Genomic DNA, 17187 nt, shown 5'->3' with positions numbered 1-17187 from the left:
GAAACGATTTGGTGGTCCACGGCAGGGATTGGTAATGTTGGCGTCGCCGCCGGGGAAGCCCGGTGGAACACCACGAGGGGCTATAGCTCAGTTGGTAGAGCGCCTGCATGGCATGCAGGAGGTCAGGAGTTCAATTCTCCTTAGCTCCACAGCAGATCCCGCCGGATCGGATTCGATCCGGCGGGATCTTTTTGTATTCCGGAGGAGCCGGGCAAGGGATTAGGGGCCGCCTGTTCTCAGGCGGCCCCTTTCGTCGTCACGTCCGGCTTTGTCTGTCCTGTTCGTCTCGTCGTCTCTTCGCCGTACTCGGTCAGCGGCCCAGGGCGCGGCGGCCGCGGCCCTGGGAGAGGACCGGGAGGTTGCGGGCGGGCGCCTGCGCGCGCGTGTCCTCCTCGACGCGCAGGGCCAGCGCCGGGCAGCGGCGCACCGCGCGCAGCGCCTTCGCCTCCGCGTTCTGCGGCACCTTCGCCTGCGCCACCGTCGGGAAGCCGTCGGCGCCGAGCTGGAAGACCTCCGGGAGGATGTCGGCGCACAGGCCGTGCCCGCGGCACAGCGTCCAGTCGACGAAGATCTTCTGACGGCTCGAGCCGCTCTCCTGCGGCGGGATGCCGCTCGTGATGGCCGCCGGGGCCATACCGGCCTCGAAGAGCGGCAGAACGCCCTCCACGGGCCGTCCGCAGCCATTTCCGAGGACATGGGCGGCCAGGTCGTCGGTGAACGCCTTGACGGTCGACTCCAGGAACATCGCGGAGCCGTCCGGATGCGAGCACGCACCGCGCCGCTTCACGTTCTTCGCGACCTGCTTGAGCGCCTCCAGGGCGGCCGGGCCGCCGCCGTTGAGGATGTCCTCCATGCCGCGCGCGGCGGCCGGCAGACCGAGGTAGCAGGGACCGCACTGTCCGGCGCTCTCGTCGGCCAGCCACTGCGCCACACGCAGCGACTCGCCCAGCGGGCAGGTCTCCTGACTGATCGGCAGGATGGCGCCGGCGCCGAGCGCCCCGCCCACCGCGTCCAGGGAGTTGCGGGAGACGATCGCCTCGTTGACCGTCGCCGCGTCGATCCACTTGCCGTGGTAACCGCCGGTCAGCACACCCTGGGGCACCGGCGGCGCGCCGGCGAGCTGAAGGACGTAACGCAGCGGCACGCCCGTGGGAACCTCGATCACCATCGGGCGGGCGACCGCGCCGGAGACCGTCAGCATGACGGTGCCCGGCTCGTCGTAGAGGCCGGTGTTGCCGTAGCGCTCCGGGCCGATGCGGGCGGCGATGGCCAGTTGGGCGAACGTCTCGGCGTTGGACAGCAGGGTGGGCGCGCCGCCGACGCCGTTCTGCGAGGCGCTGACCTTACGGCCGGGCGGGATCGGCGGGCCGCCGTCGATGGAGCGGATCAGCGATGCGGCGGCGCCGGTGACCATGCGGATCGGGTTGCGCTGGACGAACGCCTTCAGCGCCGAACGGCGGCCGTTGCTCAGGCCGCGTTCGGCGAGCGCGGCCTCCATGGAGCGCTGGGTGGATTCGCGGGTGACCCCCACCACGAGCGTGCGGGCACCCAGCGCCTCCGCGACCAGCAGCGCGCCGTCCAGGATGAGGTGCGGGGCACGGTTGATGAGCACCGTGTCCTTGCGGCAGGCCGGTTCGTCCTCACTGCCGTTCACGACGACGACCGGCCGTACGCCGCGCTTGATCGCGGCCTCGGCGACCGAGCGCAGCTTCTTGTGGAAGGGGAAGCCCGCGCCGCCGCGGCCCTTCAGGTTGATGTTCTCGGAGAGCTTCGCGAGGGCCTCTCCGCCCAGGGGTTCGAGCGGCCCGTGCACCTTCAGGTGCATGGGCAGGTCGAGTCTCTCGACAAGGTCGAAGCCGGACGTGAGCTGCGGAAGGCCGACCACGCGGACTTCTGGGACGTCGGGCAGGGCCTCGTTCACCTATAGCCTCCGGAAGGCGTGTTCCAAGGTTCGCCCGAACCCGGTGCGTCGAAGGACGCGCCGGGCGATGGTTCATTGGCGGGACCGCTGTTGTACGTGTCGTTCTGGTTGTACGTGTTGTAAGCCGGGTTCGTCTCACCTGTGTCGTACACGTCACGTCCGCCGTACCCGGGATTGCCCGAATTGCCATAGACCGGGATGTTGAATCCCGTGTCCTGGAGCGGGTCATAGGCCGACGGGGGCGCCTCGCCGAGCGGCGGCGGGGACGGGACCGGCCAAGTGCCCGAGGTGCTGCCGCCGTTGTCGACCCGCTGGATCGCCTCCGTGGCCTGCATGTCGTACGGCATGTTCATCCGCGCGGTCTGGTCGGCCGCGAAGGGCTGCTGCTGGCCGCGCGGCGGCGTGTTGACGGCCCGGTAGGCGGCCGCGAAGCCATTGGCGGGCTCCGGGGTGGCGGGGGTGTCGTACAGCGGCGACGCCGACGGCGGTGCCATCCGGGTGGCGCCCATGGTGTCGGTCAGCGGAGAGCGGCCCGAGCGGCCTTCGTAGCCGGGCAGCGCCGACGATCCGGTCTCCGTCACGCGCGCGCGTGACGCCTCGAGGCCGTCCATGGTCGAGCGGTCCTCGCCGCCGCCCAGGAACGAGCCGAACTGGTCGGCGACCTGGCGTTTGAACGGGCGCGGCGCGGCGCGCAGGGCGAGGGCGGCCATGACGCCCAGCAGGCACAGGCTGTACAGGATCGTGAAGATCGGCTTGGCCTGGCGACCCGCGTAGAGCCCGTGCACGAGTGCGGCGCACCAGGCCGGGTAGGCCAGCATGTGCATGGCACGCCAGCGGGCGGCGCTCTCGGCCGGCGTGGCGAAGTTGCTGCGCAGGGCGCCCGTGATGCCGACGAAGATCATCAGCAGGCCGGCCAGGGAGCCGAGGCCGATGAGGCCGGCGGTTCCGGTGACGCCGAGCGAGAACGGGATGATCGCGGCGATGAGCTGGGTGTGGTCCAGCGCGATCTTCGTGGTGATGTGCAGCAGCAGGAACGCGATCGAGGCGACCGCCGTCGTCCGGTGCACCGCTTGGCCGATGATCCGCTGGCGGGTGTTGAGGAAGATCCGGTCCTGGGCGACCAGGCCCCAGATCACCGAGCAACTGAGCGACACGAGGGAGAGCACACCCGCGCCGAAGTTCAGGAAGGCTTGGAACTGGTCGCCTCCGACCAGCACGACCACGGGTATGAGGAGCAGGACGACAGCTGTCGCCGCCCCGTAGGCCGACCGGCCGGGCTTGGGGAGCGAGCTGTTACTACGACGAGGGTTCATGGGGGCAACTCCGAGCAGTTTCGGGAAAGCGGTCCCGCTGCCGAACTCTAAGTGGCTCCATACCGATGGGTACGAGGTTTGAGTTATTGCGTTGTTATGAAACGACGATGTGGCTGGTGTGATGTCCCTTGGTGACCGTTATGCGAAGTAACCCTTGACCTTTATTCAGTTCCGGTTGGCCTGTTCTGATCGCAGCAACGTTGTCGCGACCATGCATACGTAAGCGCGTCGCGGCGTGCTCAAGGCCTGCGGTACCCTAGCGCCATGCGTGCTGTACGCCTTCTGCTTAGCGAGCCGCGCTGATCAGTCCCGACCTCCGGTGAACGGACGGTTCGGAATCGGCGCGGCGTCCCCTCCTGTGCGAGGGGATTTTTCGTTTCCTGGACGACAGGCCGGACGCCAAGCCGCTGGCAGAGACGATCGATGGAGCTTTGAGGACCATGAGCGAGACGAACCCCGCTGCCGCCGCTGTCCCGGCGGAGGCAGCGCCGCACCGCTACACGGCGGCCATGGCCGCCGAGATCGAAGCACGCTGGCAGGACTTCTGGGACGCCGAGGGCACGTACGCGGCTCCCAACCCCAAGGGTGACCTGGCCGGTGACCCCGAGCTGGTCGCCCGCCCCAAGAAGTTCATCATGGACATGTTCCCCTACCCCTCCGGTGCGGGCCTGCACGTCGGCCACCCCCTGGGCTACATCGCGACGGACGTCTTCGCGCGCTTCCAGCGGATGACCGGCCACAACGTCCTGCACACCCTGGGCTTCGACGCGTTCGGTCTGCCCGCCGAGCAGTATGCCGTGCAGACCGGCACACACCCGCGCGTGTCCACCGAGGCCAACATCGAGAACATGAAGGTCCAGCTGCGCCGGCTGGGTCTGGGTCACGACAGGCGCCGGTCGTTCGCCACGATCGACCCGGAGTACTACAAGTGGACCCAGTGGATCTTCCTGCAGATTTTCAACTCCTGGTACGACGACGAGGCGGACAAGGCCCGTCCGATCGCCGAGCTGATCGCCCAGTTCGAGTCCGGTGACCGTGCCGTACCGGGGCACACGCGCGCGTGGCACGAACTGACCGCCACCGAGCGCGCCGACGTCCTGAGCGAGTTCCGCCTGGCCTACGCCTCCGACGCGCCGGTCAACTGGTGCCCCGGCCTGGGCACCGTCCTGGCCAACGAGGAAGTCACCGCCGACGGCCGCTCCGAGCGCGGCAACTACCCCGTCTTCAAGGCCAAGCTGCGCCAGTGGAACATGCGCATCACCGCCTACGCGGACCGCCTGCTGGACGACCTGGACGCCCTGGACTGGCCCGAGGCCATCAAGCTGCAGCAGCGCAACTGGATCGGCCGCTCCGAGGGCGCCCGCGTCGACTTCCCCGTGGACGGCGAGCGCATCACGGTCTTCACCACGCGCCCCGACACCCTGTTCGGCGCGAGCTACATGGTGCTGGCGCCCGAGCACCCGCTGGTCGACAAGTTCACCCCGGCCGCCTGGCCCGAGGGCGCGCACGACGTCTGGACCGGCGGCCACGCGACCCCGGCCGAGGCCGTCGCCGCGTACCGCGCGCAGGCCGCCTCGAAGTCCGACGTCGAGCGCCAGGCCGAGGCCAAGGACAAGACCGGCGTCTTCACCGGCGTGTACGCGACCAACCCGGTCAACGGCGGGCAGATCCCCGTCTTCATCTCGGACTACGTCCTGATGGGCTACGGCACCGGCGCGATCATGGCCGTCCCGTGCGGCGACCAGCGCGACTTCGAGTTCGCGCGCGCCTTCGAACTGCCGATCCACTGCATCGTCGAGCCGACCGACGGCCGGGGCACAGACACGTCGACGTGGGAGAACGCCTTCGGGGCGCACGACGCGAAGATCATCAACTCGTCGAACGACGAGATCAGCCTGGACGGCATGAGCGTCGTCGACGCCAAGGCCCGCATCACCGAGTGGCTGGCCCGCAAGGGCATCGGCGAGGGCACCGTCAACTTCCGCCTGCGCGACTGGCTGTTCAGCCGCCAGCGCTACTGGGGCGAGCCCTTCCCGATCGTCTACGACGAGGACGGCATCGCGCACTCCCTGCCCGAGTCGATGCTGCCGCTGGAGCTGCCGGAGGTCGAGGACTACTCGCCGCGCACCTTCGACCCGGACGACGCGGACACGTCCCCGGAGACGCCCCTGTCCCGCAACGGGGACTGGGTCCACGTCACCCTGGACCTGGGTGACGGCCGCGGCCCCCAGAAGTACCGCCGCGAGACCAACACCATGCCCAACTGGGCCGGTTCCTGCTGGTACGAGCTGCGCTACCTGGACCCGCACAACAGCGAGCAGCTGGTCGACCCCGAGATCGAGCAGTACTGGATGGGCCCGCGCGCGGGTCAGCCGCACGGCGGCGTCGACCTGTACGTCGGCGGCGCCGAGCACGCCGTGCTGCACCTGCTGTACGCGCGCTTCTGGTCCAAGGTCCTGTTCGACCTGGGGCACGTCTCCTCCGTGGAGCCGTTCCACAAGCTGTTCAACCAGGGCATGATCCAGGCCTACGTCTACCGTGACAGCCGCGGCATCGCGGTGCCGGCCACCGAGGTGGAGGAGCGCGACGGCGCGTACTTCCACCAGGGCGAGAAGGTCTCCCGGCTGCTGGGCAAGATGGGCAAGTCCCTGAAGAACGCGGTCACTCCGGACGAGATCTGCGCCGAGTACGGCGCCGACACGCTGCGCCTGTACGAGATGGCGATGGGCCCGCTGGACGTCTCGCGGCCCTGGGACACGCGCGCGGTGGTGGGTCAGTACCGCCTGCTGCAGCGGCTGTGGCGCATCGTCGTCGACGAGGCCACCGGCGAGGTGACCGTTGTCGACGCCGAGGACGCCGACATCGACGTGGACACCCTGCGTGCCCTGCACAAGGCGATCGACGGGGTGCGCCAGGACCTGGAGGGCCTGCGCTTCAACACCGCCATCGCCAAGATCACCGAGCTGAACAACCACCTGACCAAGGTGGGCGGCCCGGTGCCGCGCTCCGTCGCCGAGGCCCTGGTGCTGCTGGTCGCCCCGCTGGCCCCGCACATCGCCGAGGAGCTGTGGCGCCGGCTGGGCCACACCGACTCGGTCGTCCACCAGGATCTGCCGGTCGCCGACCCGGCGTACGTCGTGGACGAGAGCGTGACCTGCGTCGTGCAGATCAAGGGCAAGGTCAAGGCGCGCCTGGAGGTGTCCCCGGCCATCTCCGACGAGGAGCTGGAGAAGGTGGCGCTGGCCGACGAGGCTGTGGTGAGCGCGCTGGGCGGGGCCGGGATCCGCAAGGTGATCGTGCGGGCGCCGAAGCTGGTGAACATCGTTCCGGCGTGATCGGCATCGGGAGCGGCATGGGGTGACGGTCACGAGGGCGTGGCGATCACGGGTGTGTGGTGATCAAGGGACGGTGTGACCGCCACGCGTAAGTGACCGTCGCGGGCCGTGACCGTCGCGAGCCGTGAGTACGGCTCCGGGTAGTCCCCTACGGGCAGGTTCGGGGTTCTTCTGGAACTCCGGGCCTGCCCGCGTCGTTTACGGTTTTAAGTGAGGCGTGCCGGGTGTGACGCCGGATGTGTCGTGGCGGGTCGAAGGAGGAGCTGGTGGAAGCAGTGATCACAGTCGTCGCCCTGCTCTTCGTGCTGTTCCTGGCGCTCGGCGCCTACGCCACGGTGAAGGTGGTCCGCGCCGCCAAGCGAGGCGTCGACCGCACCATCACCCAGGCCCGCCGCACCGTCGAGGACCACACCCTGCGGGCCAAGTCCTTCGCCCAGCTCGGCCCGGCCGGCGAGATCGCCCAGTTGCGGCTCAAGCTGCGCACGTCGATGCGGGCCACGCAGGACGCGCTGCACGCGGGAGTCGCCGAGGACGAATCCCTCAGGGAGTCCCTCGGCCTGTTCCAGCGGCTCAGCGCACACGGTTACGAACTGGACGGCGAACTCAAGCGCCTGGAGTCCGAGCCGGACCGGGCGAAACTCGCCGAGCGGCTGCCCTCACTGCGGGAGCGCACCGAGCGCATCACGGGATCGGCGGACTCGCTGCGCTGGGCGGCCCAGGACCGCGCCCACCGCTTCGCCGACGACGACCTGGACACCCTCAGCGCGCAGATAGACGTCGAGGCCGGCGCCCTGCGGCACTGGACGACGGCGGACTCCACGGCCGACTCCACGTCGGACCCTGTCCGGACACCGCCCCCGTGGCCCGAGGCACCGGCCGCCGACAGCGCGGCGGCCGGACAGACCTGGCCTGAGACCCCCGGCGCCCGCACTCCGGACACCCCGGAGGAGCCGAGCCGGCCCGCCATTACCCCACCGGGACCGCGACCTACCTACCCTTGGCAGAAGAAACGGCGGCCTGAGAGCACTACCTGATGTGTCCTGGGGCAGGTGCTGCCTGGTGGTGTATGTGATTCGGTCAAGGGCGGACCGACTGTGAGGGGCCGGGCTGCCACACGGGGGCTACGCCAGGTAACCTCCAGGTCATGTCCCGCCATGTCGCGATCGTCACGGATTCAACGGCCTACTTGCCGCAGCGGACGATGGAGCGTCACGGCATCACCACGGTGCCCCTGACCGTCGTCCTCGGCGACCAGGCTCTTGAAGAGGGCACCGAGATCTCGACCCGGTCCCTCGCCCAGGCACTGCAGAAGCGACGCCCCGTCACCACCTCGCGCCCGAGCCCCCAGCTCTTCGCGGAGACGTACCGCAGGGTCGCCGAGTCCGGCGCCACCGGCATCGTCTCCCTCCACCTCTCCGCCGAGTTGTCCGGCACGTACGACGCGGCGGTCGTCGCGGCGCGTGAGGCGCCGGTGCCGGTGCGGGTGGTGGACACCGGCATGGTCGCGATGGCGCTCGGCTTCTGCGCGCTCGCGGCGGCCGAGGCTGCCGAGACGGGCGGCACGGTCGACGAGGCGGTCACCGCGGCGGAGAAGCGGGCTGCGGGCACCTCCGCCTTTTTCTACGTCGACACCCTGGACTACCTGCGCCGAGGCGGCCGGATCGGTGCCGCCCAGGCCCTGTTGGGCTCGGCGCTCGCGGTGAAGCCGCTGCTCCAGTTGGACGGGGGGCGCATCGACCTTCTGGAGAAGGTGCGGACGGCGTCGAAGGCGATCGCCCGCCTGGAGGAGCTGGTGGCCGACCGGGCGGGCAGCGCGCCGGTCGACATCGCCGTGCACCATCTCGCCGCCCCCGACCGGGCGTCCGCCCTTGCGGACCGTCTGCGGTCACGCGTGCCCGGGCTCGTCGACCTGCACGTGAGCGAGGTCGGCGCGGTGATCGGGGCGCATACCGGGCCGGGGTTGCTGGGCGTCGTGGTCTCGCCGCGCTGAAGGCTCCTGGTTCTCGGCTACCGGCCACCGGTTCCCAACTTCCGGTTCTCGGCTTCCGGCTCCCGGTTTCCCTCACTCGTATGGGTGGCGGAGTTATCCACAACTGGGCGGTAATCCCCGGAAATTGAGCAAGATCATCGCAGTTCGGTGAAGTGTCCGATCCTCGTCGCATGGCACTTCGATCACGCTCACGCAGCACGAACGCGACCAGCGGCCCCGGCCGGGTTCCCGGCTCGGACGGCCGCTCCCACCGTCTCCGTCCACCTGTCGCCGGCCGGGCCGGACAGCGGCATGCCTCGGCAGAGGAGGTTCGTCGTCGGGCGCGGGTGTTGTTCGCCGAACGGGAGCGGGAGCGGGGGGAATTGGGGATGGGGCCGCCGGGTGGGGGTGGTGATGGCGGGGGTGGGGGTGTGGATTCGGGGGTGGGTGCGTCGGCGACGACGGGGGTGGCGGGTGCGCCGGTTGGGTCGGTTGGGTCGGGTGCGCTGAAGGCGTCCGATGTGGGGGAAGTCGGGGGTGGGGTCGGTGGTTCGGGTGAGCAGCGTGTTGACGTCGACCTTGACCTCGACGTCGACCCCGAACTTGGCCTCGGCCTCGGCCACGGTGAGGATCGTCACGGGACGGCTCCTCGCGCTGCTGGGGCCTGGCAGGAGCGGGCGGGGCTGGCTCTGCGGGAGCGGATGCCGGTGTGGTTGCAGGCGCGCTGCGGCCTGGAGCGCAGGAGCGTGCTCGCGCTCACGGCGCTGCTGGTCGCCGCCGCTGCCTTCGCCGTGCAGCACTTCTGGGTCGGCCGGGCTCAGCCGGTAAGGGCGCCGGAGGTGGTGCGAGCTGCGGCCCCTTACGAGGCAGGTGAGCAGAACCGGGCTGCCGAGCCCGCCGCTTCCGTCGGCCCGCCGGGTATGGGGAGCACGGCCGGGGCTGAGATCGTGGTGGACGTCAGCGGCAAGGTGCGGAAGCCCGGGATCCACCGCCTCCCCGCTGGTTCACGGGTGGTCGACGCGTTGGGCGCGGCCGGTGGAGTGCGGCCGGGGACCAACACCGACGGTCTCAATCGCGCCCGCTTCCTTGTGGACGGGGAGCAGGTCGTCGTCGGCGGCCCAACGCTGGCTGGGGCTGCCGGGACGGGGGCGGGAACGGGGACAGCGGGTTCCGCCGGTGCCGGTATGGGGGCCGGGCCGCCGGTTCCCGTCTCTCTCAACACGGGCACTGTGGATCAACTCGACACCTTGCCCGGTGTGGGGCCCGTGTTGGCGCAGCACATCGTCGACTACCGCGCGCAGCACGGCGGTTTCCGGTCGGTGGACGAGCTGCGCGAGGTCAACGGCATCGGCGAGCGGCGCTTCGCCGACCTGCGGAATCTCGTGCGGCCATGAGGAGCGAAGACAGCGAAGACGCTGAGGTCGTCGGTGTTCGGGCCGCATCTGGTTCCCGCGCCCGCCAAGCCGTGCACGCAGCCTCCGGGAGGCGCCTGGGTGATGCGAACCCGCGTCAGGAAGGGCCGGTGGACCTACGGCTCGTACCGCCCGCGCTCGCGGCCTGGGCGACGGCGGCGCTGACGTTGGACGCGCCGCCGGGGCTGGTCGGCGGCATCGTGATCGTCTGCCTGGTGACTGCCGGTGCTCTGCTGATCGTGGGGCGGCGAAGTGCGGGGCGCGGTGCAGAGCGTGCCGCGAGGCGTGGTGGGGTGCGCGGCGCAGGGCATGGAGCGGGGCAGGGAGTGGGGCACGGGGCGGGCGGTTTCCGGTCTCCCGGCGTTCGGTCCGGTGGTGGCCGGAAGATCTGGCCCCGTGTCACCTTTGCCGCCTCGTTGCTCTGCGTGGCCGCCGCTGCCGCGTCGGCCGGGCTGCACGGGGCCGATCTGCGACGGGGGCCGGTGCCGGCGTTGGCGCGGGAGTACGCGACCGTCACCGCCGAGGTCGAGATCACCTCCGACCCACGGCTCACCCGGCCCCGCGTCAGAGGCGACCACGTGACCCCGGACTCCGTCCTGATCAACGCGGAGGTGCGCGGCGTCGAAGGGCCGGCCGGGACGGCGGTGGCGACGCGGGCCCCGGTGCTGGTGGTAGTGGACGTCGGGTCGAGCCGGGGCGAGGGTGGGCCGCGTGCGGCGCTCGATGGGCGGGAGCTGTCCGGCGGTGGGCGTGCGGAGTCGGGTGGGCGGGAGCCGTTCGGGGGTGGGCGTGCGGAGTCGGGTGGGCGGGAGCCGTTCGGGGGTGGGCGGGGTGCCGGGGTGAGGTCCGGGGCGGTGTCGTGGCTGGGGTTGTTGCCGTCGACTCGGGTCCAGGTGACCGGGCGGTTGGTGCCCGCGCTGGCCGGTGGGGACCGGATCGCGGCTGTGTTGCGGGTGCGGGATCGTGCGGTGCCGTCGGTCGTGCGGGAACCGTCGGCTGCGCAGCGGTTGGCGGGGCGGTTGCGGGCGGGACTTCGGGCGGCCACCGACGGACTGGCGGCGGACGCCAGGGCGCTGCTGCCGGGGCTGGTCGTCGGGGACACCTCGCGGATCACGCCCGAACTGGACGAGGCCTTCAAGGAGACGGACCTGGCGCACACCCTCGCCGTCTCCGGGAGCAACCTCACGATCATCCTCGCTCTGCTCCTCGGCCCGCCAGGGCTGGCCCAGCATGTCGAGCGCCGCGGCCTGGCGCCCCGGCTCGGCGTCCCCCTGCGAGCGACCGCGCTGCTCGGCGGAGCGCTCACGCTCGGCTTCGTGGTCGTGTGCCGGCCCGACCCGAGTGTGCTGCGCGCGGCGGCCTGCGGGGCGATCGTGCTGCTCGCCCTGGCGACCGGCCGCCGCAGATCCCTCATCCCGGCGCTGGCGACGGCGGTGCTGCTGCTCGTGCTGTACGACCCGTGGCTGGCCCGGAGTTACGGGTTCCTGCTGTCCGTCCTGGCCACCGGGGCCTTGCTGACGCTGGCGCCGCGTTGGAGTGCCGCGCTGCGCCGGCGCCGGGTGCCACCGAGGCTCGCGGAGGCGTTGGCGGCCGCGGGAGCCGCGCAGGCTCTGTGTGCGCCGGTCGTCGCTGTGCTGTCGGCGCGGGTGAGTCTGGTGGCGGTGCCCTGCAATCTCCTTGTGGAGTTCGCGGTCGCGCCGGCGACGGTGCTGGGCTTCGCGGTGCTGGCGACGGCGCCCGTGGCGATGCCGGTGGCCAAGGCGCTGGCGTGGTGCGCGAGTTGGCCGGCCGGGTGGATCGCGGGCGTGGCGCGGAGCGGGGCGGCGCTGCCCGGCGGGGGAGTGGACTGGCCCGGGAGTTGGAGTGGGGCGCTGTTGCTCGCCCTTGTCACGGCCGGGGTGGTGATGCTCGGGCGGCGGTTGTTGAGGCATCCGTGGCTGTGCGGGGTCTGCGGGGTGCTGCTCCTGCTGGTGGTGGTGCAACCGCCGCCGCTGACCCGGGTGCTCACGGGCTGGCCGCCGCCGGGCTGGCGGCTGGCGATGTGCGACGTGGGACAGGGCGACGCGACCGTCCTCGCGGCGGGCGAGGGAGCCGGCGTGGTGGTGGACGCCGGGCCGGATCCGACGCTGGTCGACCGCTGCCTGCGCGCGCTCGGCATCACCCGGGTGCCGCTCGTAGTGCTCACCCACTTCCACGCCGACCATGTGGCCGGACTGCCGGGGGTGCTGCGTGGACGAGAGGTGGGCGCGATCGAGACGACGGGGTTCGAGCAGCCCGTGGACCAGGTGGAGTTCGTACGGAAGGAGGCTCAGGCGCGGGGCGTTCCCGTGGTGCGTGCCGTGGCCGGGGAGCAGCGGCGGGCCGGTGCTCTCGACTGGGAGGTGTTGTGGCCGCCACCGCGCCCGGCGCCGGAACCGGACGGGCCGAACGACGCGAGCGTGACGCTGCTCGTCCGGTCGGCCGGGCTGCGGATGCTGATGCTCGGCGACCTCGAACCCCCGGCCCAGCAAGCCCTGTTGCGTTCCCCGGCGGCTGCGTTGCTGCGCGGAGTGGACGTCCTCAAGGTGGCCCATCATGGCTCGGCCTACCAGGACCCGGGGCTCATACGCGCGGTGGCGCCACGGCTGGCGCTGATCTCGTGTGGCGCGGACAATCCGTACGGGCATCCCGCGCCCAGCACGGTCGCGGCACTGCGCGCGGGAGGCGCGGTGGTGCTGCGGACGGACCGGGACGGCGCGCTGGCGGTCGTCGCGGGCCCGGGCGGGGAGGTGCGAGTGGCGCGAGACTGAGGTCATGAACCCCGCCCATGCCCATGCCCATGCCCATGCCCATGCCGAGGCCCAGGCCCATGCCCACGCCGAGGGCGAGCCGCCCCGGGCACCCGCCACCCGGCTCGACACCTCCGCACACGGAGCACCCCAGCTCGACGCCGCTCCGCCAGAGGAGCATGCGACGCACGCCCCTGCGACGCACGACCCTCCGGTGCATGCTCCTGGACCGCACGCCGCTCCACTGGACGCCCGACTGATCGACGCCTACTTGCGCCGCCTCGGTTTCGATCACCCGGCCCCCACCACCGGCACCGGCACAGCCACAGCCACAGCCACAGCCACAGCCACCGGCACCGGCACCGGCACCGGCACCGGCATGGACCCGGCCACCGGCACGGCCCCAGCCAGGGGCGTGGCCACCCCCGTCAGCGCCCTCGCCCCCACCGCCGAACTCCTGCGGGATCTGCATCTGCGGCATCTGCGGGCTGTGCCGTTTGAGAATCTGGCGGTTCATCTCGGGGAGGAGATCGTGTTGGAGGAGAGGAGGCTGGTCGAGAAGGTCGTCGGGGCGTGGAGGGGAGGGTTCTGTTACGAGTTGAACGGGGCGTTCGGGGCGTTGCTCGCGGGGCTGGGGTTCGAGGTCACGTTGCTGGCGGGGCGGGTGTACGGAGAGGAGGGGCGGCTCGGGATTCCGTACGACCATCTCGCGCTGCTGGTGGGGACGGTGGACGCGGGGGAGTGGCTGGCCGATGTGGGGTTCGGGGCGCACAGCCACTACCCGCTCCGGTGGGAGCGCGGTGGCGGACAGGGGGATCCCGGCGGGGTGTTCCGGATCGTAGAGGCCGGTCCGGACCCGGCCGGGGCGACGAGGGGAGGGGCCGGGCTGGTGGCAGGGGCGGGGGACCTGGACGTCTTGCGGGACGGGGTGCGGGTGTACCGGCTGGAGGTGCGGCCCCGGGTGCTGGGTGACTTCGTGGCGGGGGCCTGGTGGCACAGCACCTCGCCGGAGTCGCACTTCACGCGGTCGCTGATCTGTTCGCGGGTCACGGAGGACGGAGGGCGGATCACACTCAGCGGACGCCGGTTGAAGGTGACGTACGGCGGCGGGGAGAGCGGGAGCGGCGGCGAGCGCGAGGAGAGAGAGCTGGGCAGCGATGACGAGGTGTTGGGGGTGTATCGGGAGGTGTTCGGGATCGAGTTGGAGGGGGTGCCGACGGTGCGGGCCGTGGGACAGGCGGCGGATCGGGGTCGGTGATCGGAGGGGTAGATTCCGGCCAGACGGGGCTACTCGTGCGTAGTACCAGCACATCTGCTGGTTTCCCGCGATGTGGGCTTGTCTTGCCTCGTATGCCGCATCGGTGATCGAATGCTTCTTCGACAGCAGGTGATGTCAAGTCGCGCAGGGGTGTCGTGGATGTTGGGCCGTTGGCTGGAAAACCGCACGAACCGGGCGCAGCGGACGAGTCCCCTCGCTGCGGTCCACACCCCGGCGAACGCCGGAGTGCTGAGCTGCCGGGTGCTCGACCCGGTCAAGGAGCCGGTGCCGCACGCGGAGTTCGCGGTGAGCGACGCGCGGGGCCGCAAGGTCGTCAGCGGCGGCACGGATCCTTTCGGGGCGTTCATGACGACGGTGCCGGCGGGGGAGTACCGGCTCGCGGTGTCCGCCGAGGGTTACACGCCCTACCGGGTGACCGCGACGGTCGGGGAGAACGCGCTGGCGTCGCTCGGTGATGTGACGCTCCAGGTCGCGCGGCCGCCGGAGTTGCCGGCGGCGGGGGACTGGGAGATCGAGCAGACGCATTCCTCGATCGGGTTCACCGCGCGGCACATCGGGCTCGCCCGGATCCACGGACGGTTCAACTCGTTCGCGGGGGCGGTGCGGATCGCCGAGCGGGTGGAGCAGTCGGCGATGCATGTGGTGATCGACGCGGCGTCCATCGACACGAACGTCAGGATGCGGGACGACCATCTGCGGTCCCCGGACTTCCTGGACGTCGGGCGGTTTCCGACGCTCGAGTTCTACAGCGAGCGGTTCGTGCACAAGGGCGGCAGCCGGTGGGCCGTCACCGGGGCGCTGTCGCTGCACGGTGTGACGCGGACGGTGACGCTGGACACGGAGTATCTCGGGATCGGCAACGGCATGGGCGGCGAGGCGCGGGCGGCCTGTCGGGCGCGGACCGAACTGCACCGGGACGACTTCACCGTCAGTTGGCAGTCGATGCTGGCGCGGGGCATCGCGGTGGTCGGGCCCAGTATTCGTATCGAGCTGGACGTGCAGATCGTCCCCAAGGGCTGAGCTGCGGTCCGTGCCGACTGCCCGTCCGCCCGACTGCCCGTCTGCCCCACTGCCCGTTTGCGCATCTGCCCTCCTGCCCTTCTGCCGGCTGACCCGGCGGTCCGTCCCCTTCGCGCGTGCCTGAAGATGGGCCCGTGAGCGATGTGAGACATGTGCTGGTGCTGCCCGATCGCGATGCCGCGGAGGAGGCGGCGCAGGAGCTCGCCGAGCGTTTCGGCGTGCGAGAGGAGCCGCAGATCGTCCGGGACGCGTTGGCCGGGGAGGACGACGCGGAGGACGCGCAGTGGCTCGTCCTGCTGCGGGACGAGGACGAGCGGCTCGACGCGGCGGCGCTGGACGCGTTCGCGGGTGAGTGGGAGGGCTGGCGGGAGGAGCCGTAGGGCAGCCGCTCGGGGCCTCGTCGTCGAGTGAGCCGCGTCTGCAGTGGCGCAGTCGCGCAGTGGCGCAGTCGTTCAGTGGCCCCTTGGCTCAGCGGGCCGCGTTGTCAGTGGGCCGTGCCATGCTTGGCGCAATGGCCAGGAAGACTGCGAATGACGACCCTCTCGCCTCGGTGACGCTTGCCGTGGGCCAGGAGGACCTGCTGCTCGACCGTGCCGTGCAGGAGGTGGTGGCCGCCGCCCGGGCCTCCGACGCCGACACGGACGTACGTGACCTGACCTCGGACCAGTTGCAGCCCGGCACGCTCGCCGAGCTGACCAGCCCGTCGCTCTTCGCGGAGCGCAAGGTCGTGGTCGTACGCAACGCGCATGACCTGTCCGCCGACACGATCAAGGACGTCAAGGCGTACCTCGGCGCGCCCGCCGAGGAGATCACGCTCGTGCTGCTGCACGCCGGCGGGGTCAAGGGCAAGGCGCTGCTGGACGCCGCGCGCAAGGCTGGGGCGCGCGAGGTGGCCTGCCCGAAGATGACCAAGCCGGCTGATCGGCTGGCCTTCGTGAGGCAGGAGTTCCGGGCGACCGGGCGGTCCGCGACGCCCGAGGCCTGCCAGGTGCTCGTCGACGCCATCGGCAGCGATCTGCGGGAGCTGGCGTCGGCGGTGACCCAGTTGGTCGCCGACGTGGAGGGGACCATCGACGAGGCGGTCGTCGGGCGGTACTACACGGGGCGGGCCGAGGCGTCGAGTTTCACCGTCGCCGACCGGGCGGTGGAGGGGCGCGCGGCGGAGGCGCTGGAGGCGCTGCGCTGGTCGCTGGCCACCGGCGTCGCGCCGGTGCTGATCACCAGCGCGCTCGCCCAGGGCGTACGGGCCATCGGCAAGCTGTCCTCCGCGCGCGGCGGCCGGCCGGCCGACCTCGCGCGGGAGCTGGGCATGCCGCCGTGGAAGATCGACCGGGTGCGGCAGCAGATGCGGGGGTGGACGCCGGACGGCGTCTCCGTCGCGCTGCGCGCCGTGGCCGAGGCGGACGCCGGGGTGAAGGGCGGGGGCGACGATCCCGAGTACGCCCTTGAGAAGGCCGTCGTTGCGGTCGCGCGGGCGGCCCGGTCCGGGGGCCGCGGATAGCGACCCTTCCCGGGGCTTGCCCGGGTCCTTCCCAGGGGTTGCCCGAGCCCTTCCCGGGGCTTTGCAAGGCGCCCCTGGGGGCGATGCGGTCGTGTGATCCAGTCGCCGTTCCCCCGTCGGAGAGGAGAATCGGACCTAGCGGCCGCACAGCGCCGACGCATGCGAAAGGTGGCGATCGACATGGCTGAACACCCGCACGCAATGCTCGTCCGCAAGGGATACGAAGCCTTCACGCGCGGAGACATGGACACCCTGCGCGGAATGATGACGGGGGACTGTACGCACCACGTGCCCGGTTCCCACTCGCTGTCCGGGGACTTCAAGGGCCTCGACGCCATCATCGGCATGTACGGCCGGCTCTTCTCGGAGACGGGCGGGTCGATGCGCGTCGAGCTGCAGAACGTACTCGTCGACGGCCGAGGGCACGCGATCTCCCTGCACCGTTTCACCGCCGACCGCAACGGCAAGCACATCGACGACATGGGAGGCATCGTCTTCCGGATCGTCGGAGACAAGATGACCGACCTCGACGAGTGCGTCGCGAACATCGACAAGGCCAACACGTTCTGGGCGTGAGCGTGACCGGTCGTGAGCCGCGCCAAGCTCCCGGAGAGCGCCGCAGCCCCGGAGAGTGCCGAAGCCCCGGAGAATGCCGCAGCCCGGTGAGCG

12 protein-coding genes and 1 tRNA gene are annotated in these 17187 nt (G+C 71.2%); 11 read left to right on the top strand and 2 right to left on the bottom strand.

The window, feature by feature from the left end:
- Positions 1–76 precede the first annotated feature (76 nt).
- Positions 77–149 (top strand) — tRNA-Ala (locus OG352_RS14590).
- Positions 150–310: 161 nt separating this feature from the next.
- Here OG352_RS14590 and OG352_RS14585 read toward each other — a convergent pair.
- A complete protein-coding gene (locus OG352_RS14585) occupies positions 311–1921 on the bottom strand; it encodes an NADH-ubiquinone oxidoreductase-F iron-sulfur binding region domain-containing protein (protein WP_329217251.1) in 1611 nt (536 codons plus the stop codon).
- Positions 1918–3234, bottom strand: a complete 1317-nt coding sequence (locus OG352_RS14580; protein ID WP_329217249.1) for a cytochrome b/b6 domain-containing protein — start codon at positions 3232–3234, stop codon at positions 1918–1920. The genes OG352_RS14585 and OG352_RS14580 overlap by 4 nt, the downstream gene beginning before the upstream one ends.
- 440 nt (positions 3235–3674) lie before the next feature.
- On the opposite strand from OG352_RS14580, the gene leuS reads away from it, so the two are divergent.
- The 10 genes from leuS (at position 3675) to OG352_RS14530 (ending at position 17094) form a co-directional block, all read left to right on the top strand.
- Positions 3675–6569, top strand: coding sequence for a leucine--tRNA ligase (leuS, locus tag OG352_RS14575; protein ID WP_329217247.1), 2895 nt, complete (start codon positions 3675–3677; stop codon positions 6567–6569).
- Between the two features lie 266 nt (positions 6570–6835).
- Positions 6836–7603, top strand: a complete 768-nt coding sequence (locus OG352_RS14570; protein WP_329217245.1) for a hypothetical protein — start codon at positions 6836–6838, stop codon at positions 7601–7603.
- A 110-nt stretch (positions 7604–7713) separates the two neighbouring features.
- Positions 7714–8559 (top strand): DegV family protein, encoded by an 846-nt coding sequence (locus tag OG352_RS14565; protein WP_329217243.1) that lies wholly within the window; start codon positions 7714–7716, stop codon positions 8557–8559.
- 170 nt (positions 8560–8729) lie between these two features.
- Entirely contained in the window at positions 8730–9932 is a 1203-nt protein-coding gene (locus OG352_RS14560) for a ComEA family DNA-binding protein (RefSeq protein ID WP_329217241.1), read from the top strand.
- 71 nt (positions 9933–10003) lie between these two features.
- A complete protein-coding gene (locus OG352_RS14555) occupies positions 10004–12739 on the top strand; it encodes a ComEC/Rec2 family competence protein (protein WP_329223826.1) in 2736 nt (911 codons plus the stop codon).
- A 358-nt stretch (positions 12740–13097) separates the two neighbouring features.
- Positions 13098–13976, top strand: a complete 879-nt coding sequence (locus tag OG352_RS14550; RefSeq protein ID WP_329223825.1) for an arylamine N-acetyltransferase — start codon at positions 13098–13100, stop codon at positions 13974–13976.
- Between the two features lie 159 nt (positions 13977–14135).
- Entirely contained in the window at positions 14136–15017 is an 882-nt protein-coding gene (locus OG352_RS14545; protein ID WP_329217239.1) for a YceI family protein, read from the top strand.
- Between the two features lie 134 nt (positions 15018–15151).
- A complete protein-coding gene (locus OG352_RS14540) occupies positions 15152–15397 on the top strand; it encodes a hypothetical protein (protein WP_329217237.1) in 246 nt (81 codons plus the stop codon).
- Positions 15398–15528: 131 nt separating this feature from the next.
- A complete protein-coding gene (gene holA / locus OG352_RS14535; protein WP_329217235.1) occupies positions 15529–16518 on the top strand; it encodes a DNA polymerase III subunit delta in 990 nt (329 codons plus the stop codon).
- Between the two features lie 180 nt (positions 16519–16698).
- The gene (locus tag OG352_RS14530; protein ID WP_329217233.1) at positions 16699–17094 is read left to right on the top strand and encodes a nuclear transport factor 2 family protein; all 396 of its coding nucleotides are present in this window, start codon (positions 16699–16701) and stop codon (positions 17092–17094) included.
- Positions 17095–17187 lie beyond the last annotated feature (93 nt).

It is taken from the genome of Streptomyces sp. NBC_01485, from assembly GCF_036227125.1.
Lineage (GTDB): Bacteria > Actinomycetota > Actinomycetes > Streptomycetales > Streptomycetaceae > Streptomyces.
Note: the sequence above shows the minus strand (reverse complement) of the source record. Positions and strands in the feature narration are given on the sequence as shown.

Bases quoted from the DNA above. Each gene is read 5' to 3' on its own strand.
- OG352_RS14580 (WP_329217249.1), bottom strand. From the start codon at position 3,234: ATGAACCCTCGTCGTAGTAACAGCTCGCTCCCCAAGCCCGGCCGGTCG.
- leuS (WP_329217247.1), top strand. From the start codon at position 3,675: ATGAGCGAGACGAACCCCGCTGCCGCCGCTGTCCCGGCGGAGGCAGCG.
- OG352_RS14565 (WP_329217243.1), top strand. From the start codon at position 7,714: ATGTCCCGCCATGTCGCGATCGTCACGGATTCAACGGCCTACTTGCCG.
- OG352_RS14560 (WP_329217241.1), top strand. From the start codon at position 8,730: ATGGCACTTCGATCACGCTCACGCAGCACGAACGCGACCAGCGGCCCC.
- OG352_RS14550 (WP_329223825.1), top strand. From the start codon at position 13,098: ATGGACCCGGCCACCGGCACGGCCCCAGCCAGGGGCGTGGCCACCCCC.
- OG352_RS14545 (WP_329217239.1), top strand. From the start codon at position 14,136: ATGTTGGGCCGTTGGCTGGAAAACCGCACGAACCGGGCGCAGCGGACG.
- holA (WP_329217235.1), top strand. From the start codon at position 15,529: ATGGCCAGGAAGACTGCGAATGACGACCCTCTCGCCTCGGTGACGCTT.
- OG352_RS14530 (WP_329217233.1), top strand. From the start codon at position 16,699: ATGGCTGAACACCCGCACGCAATGCTCGTCCGCAAGGGATACGAAGCC.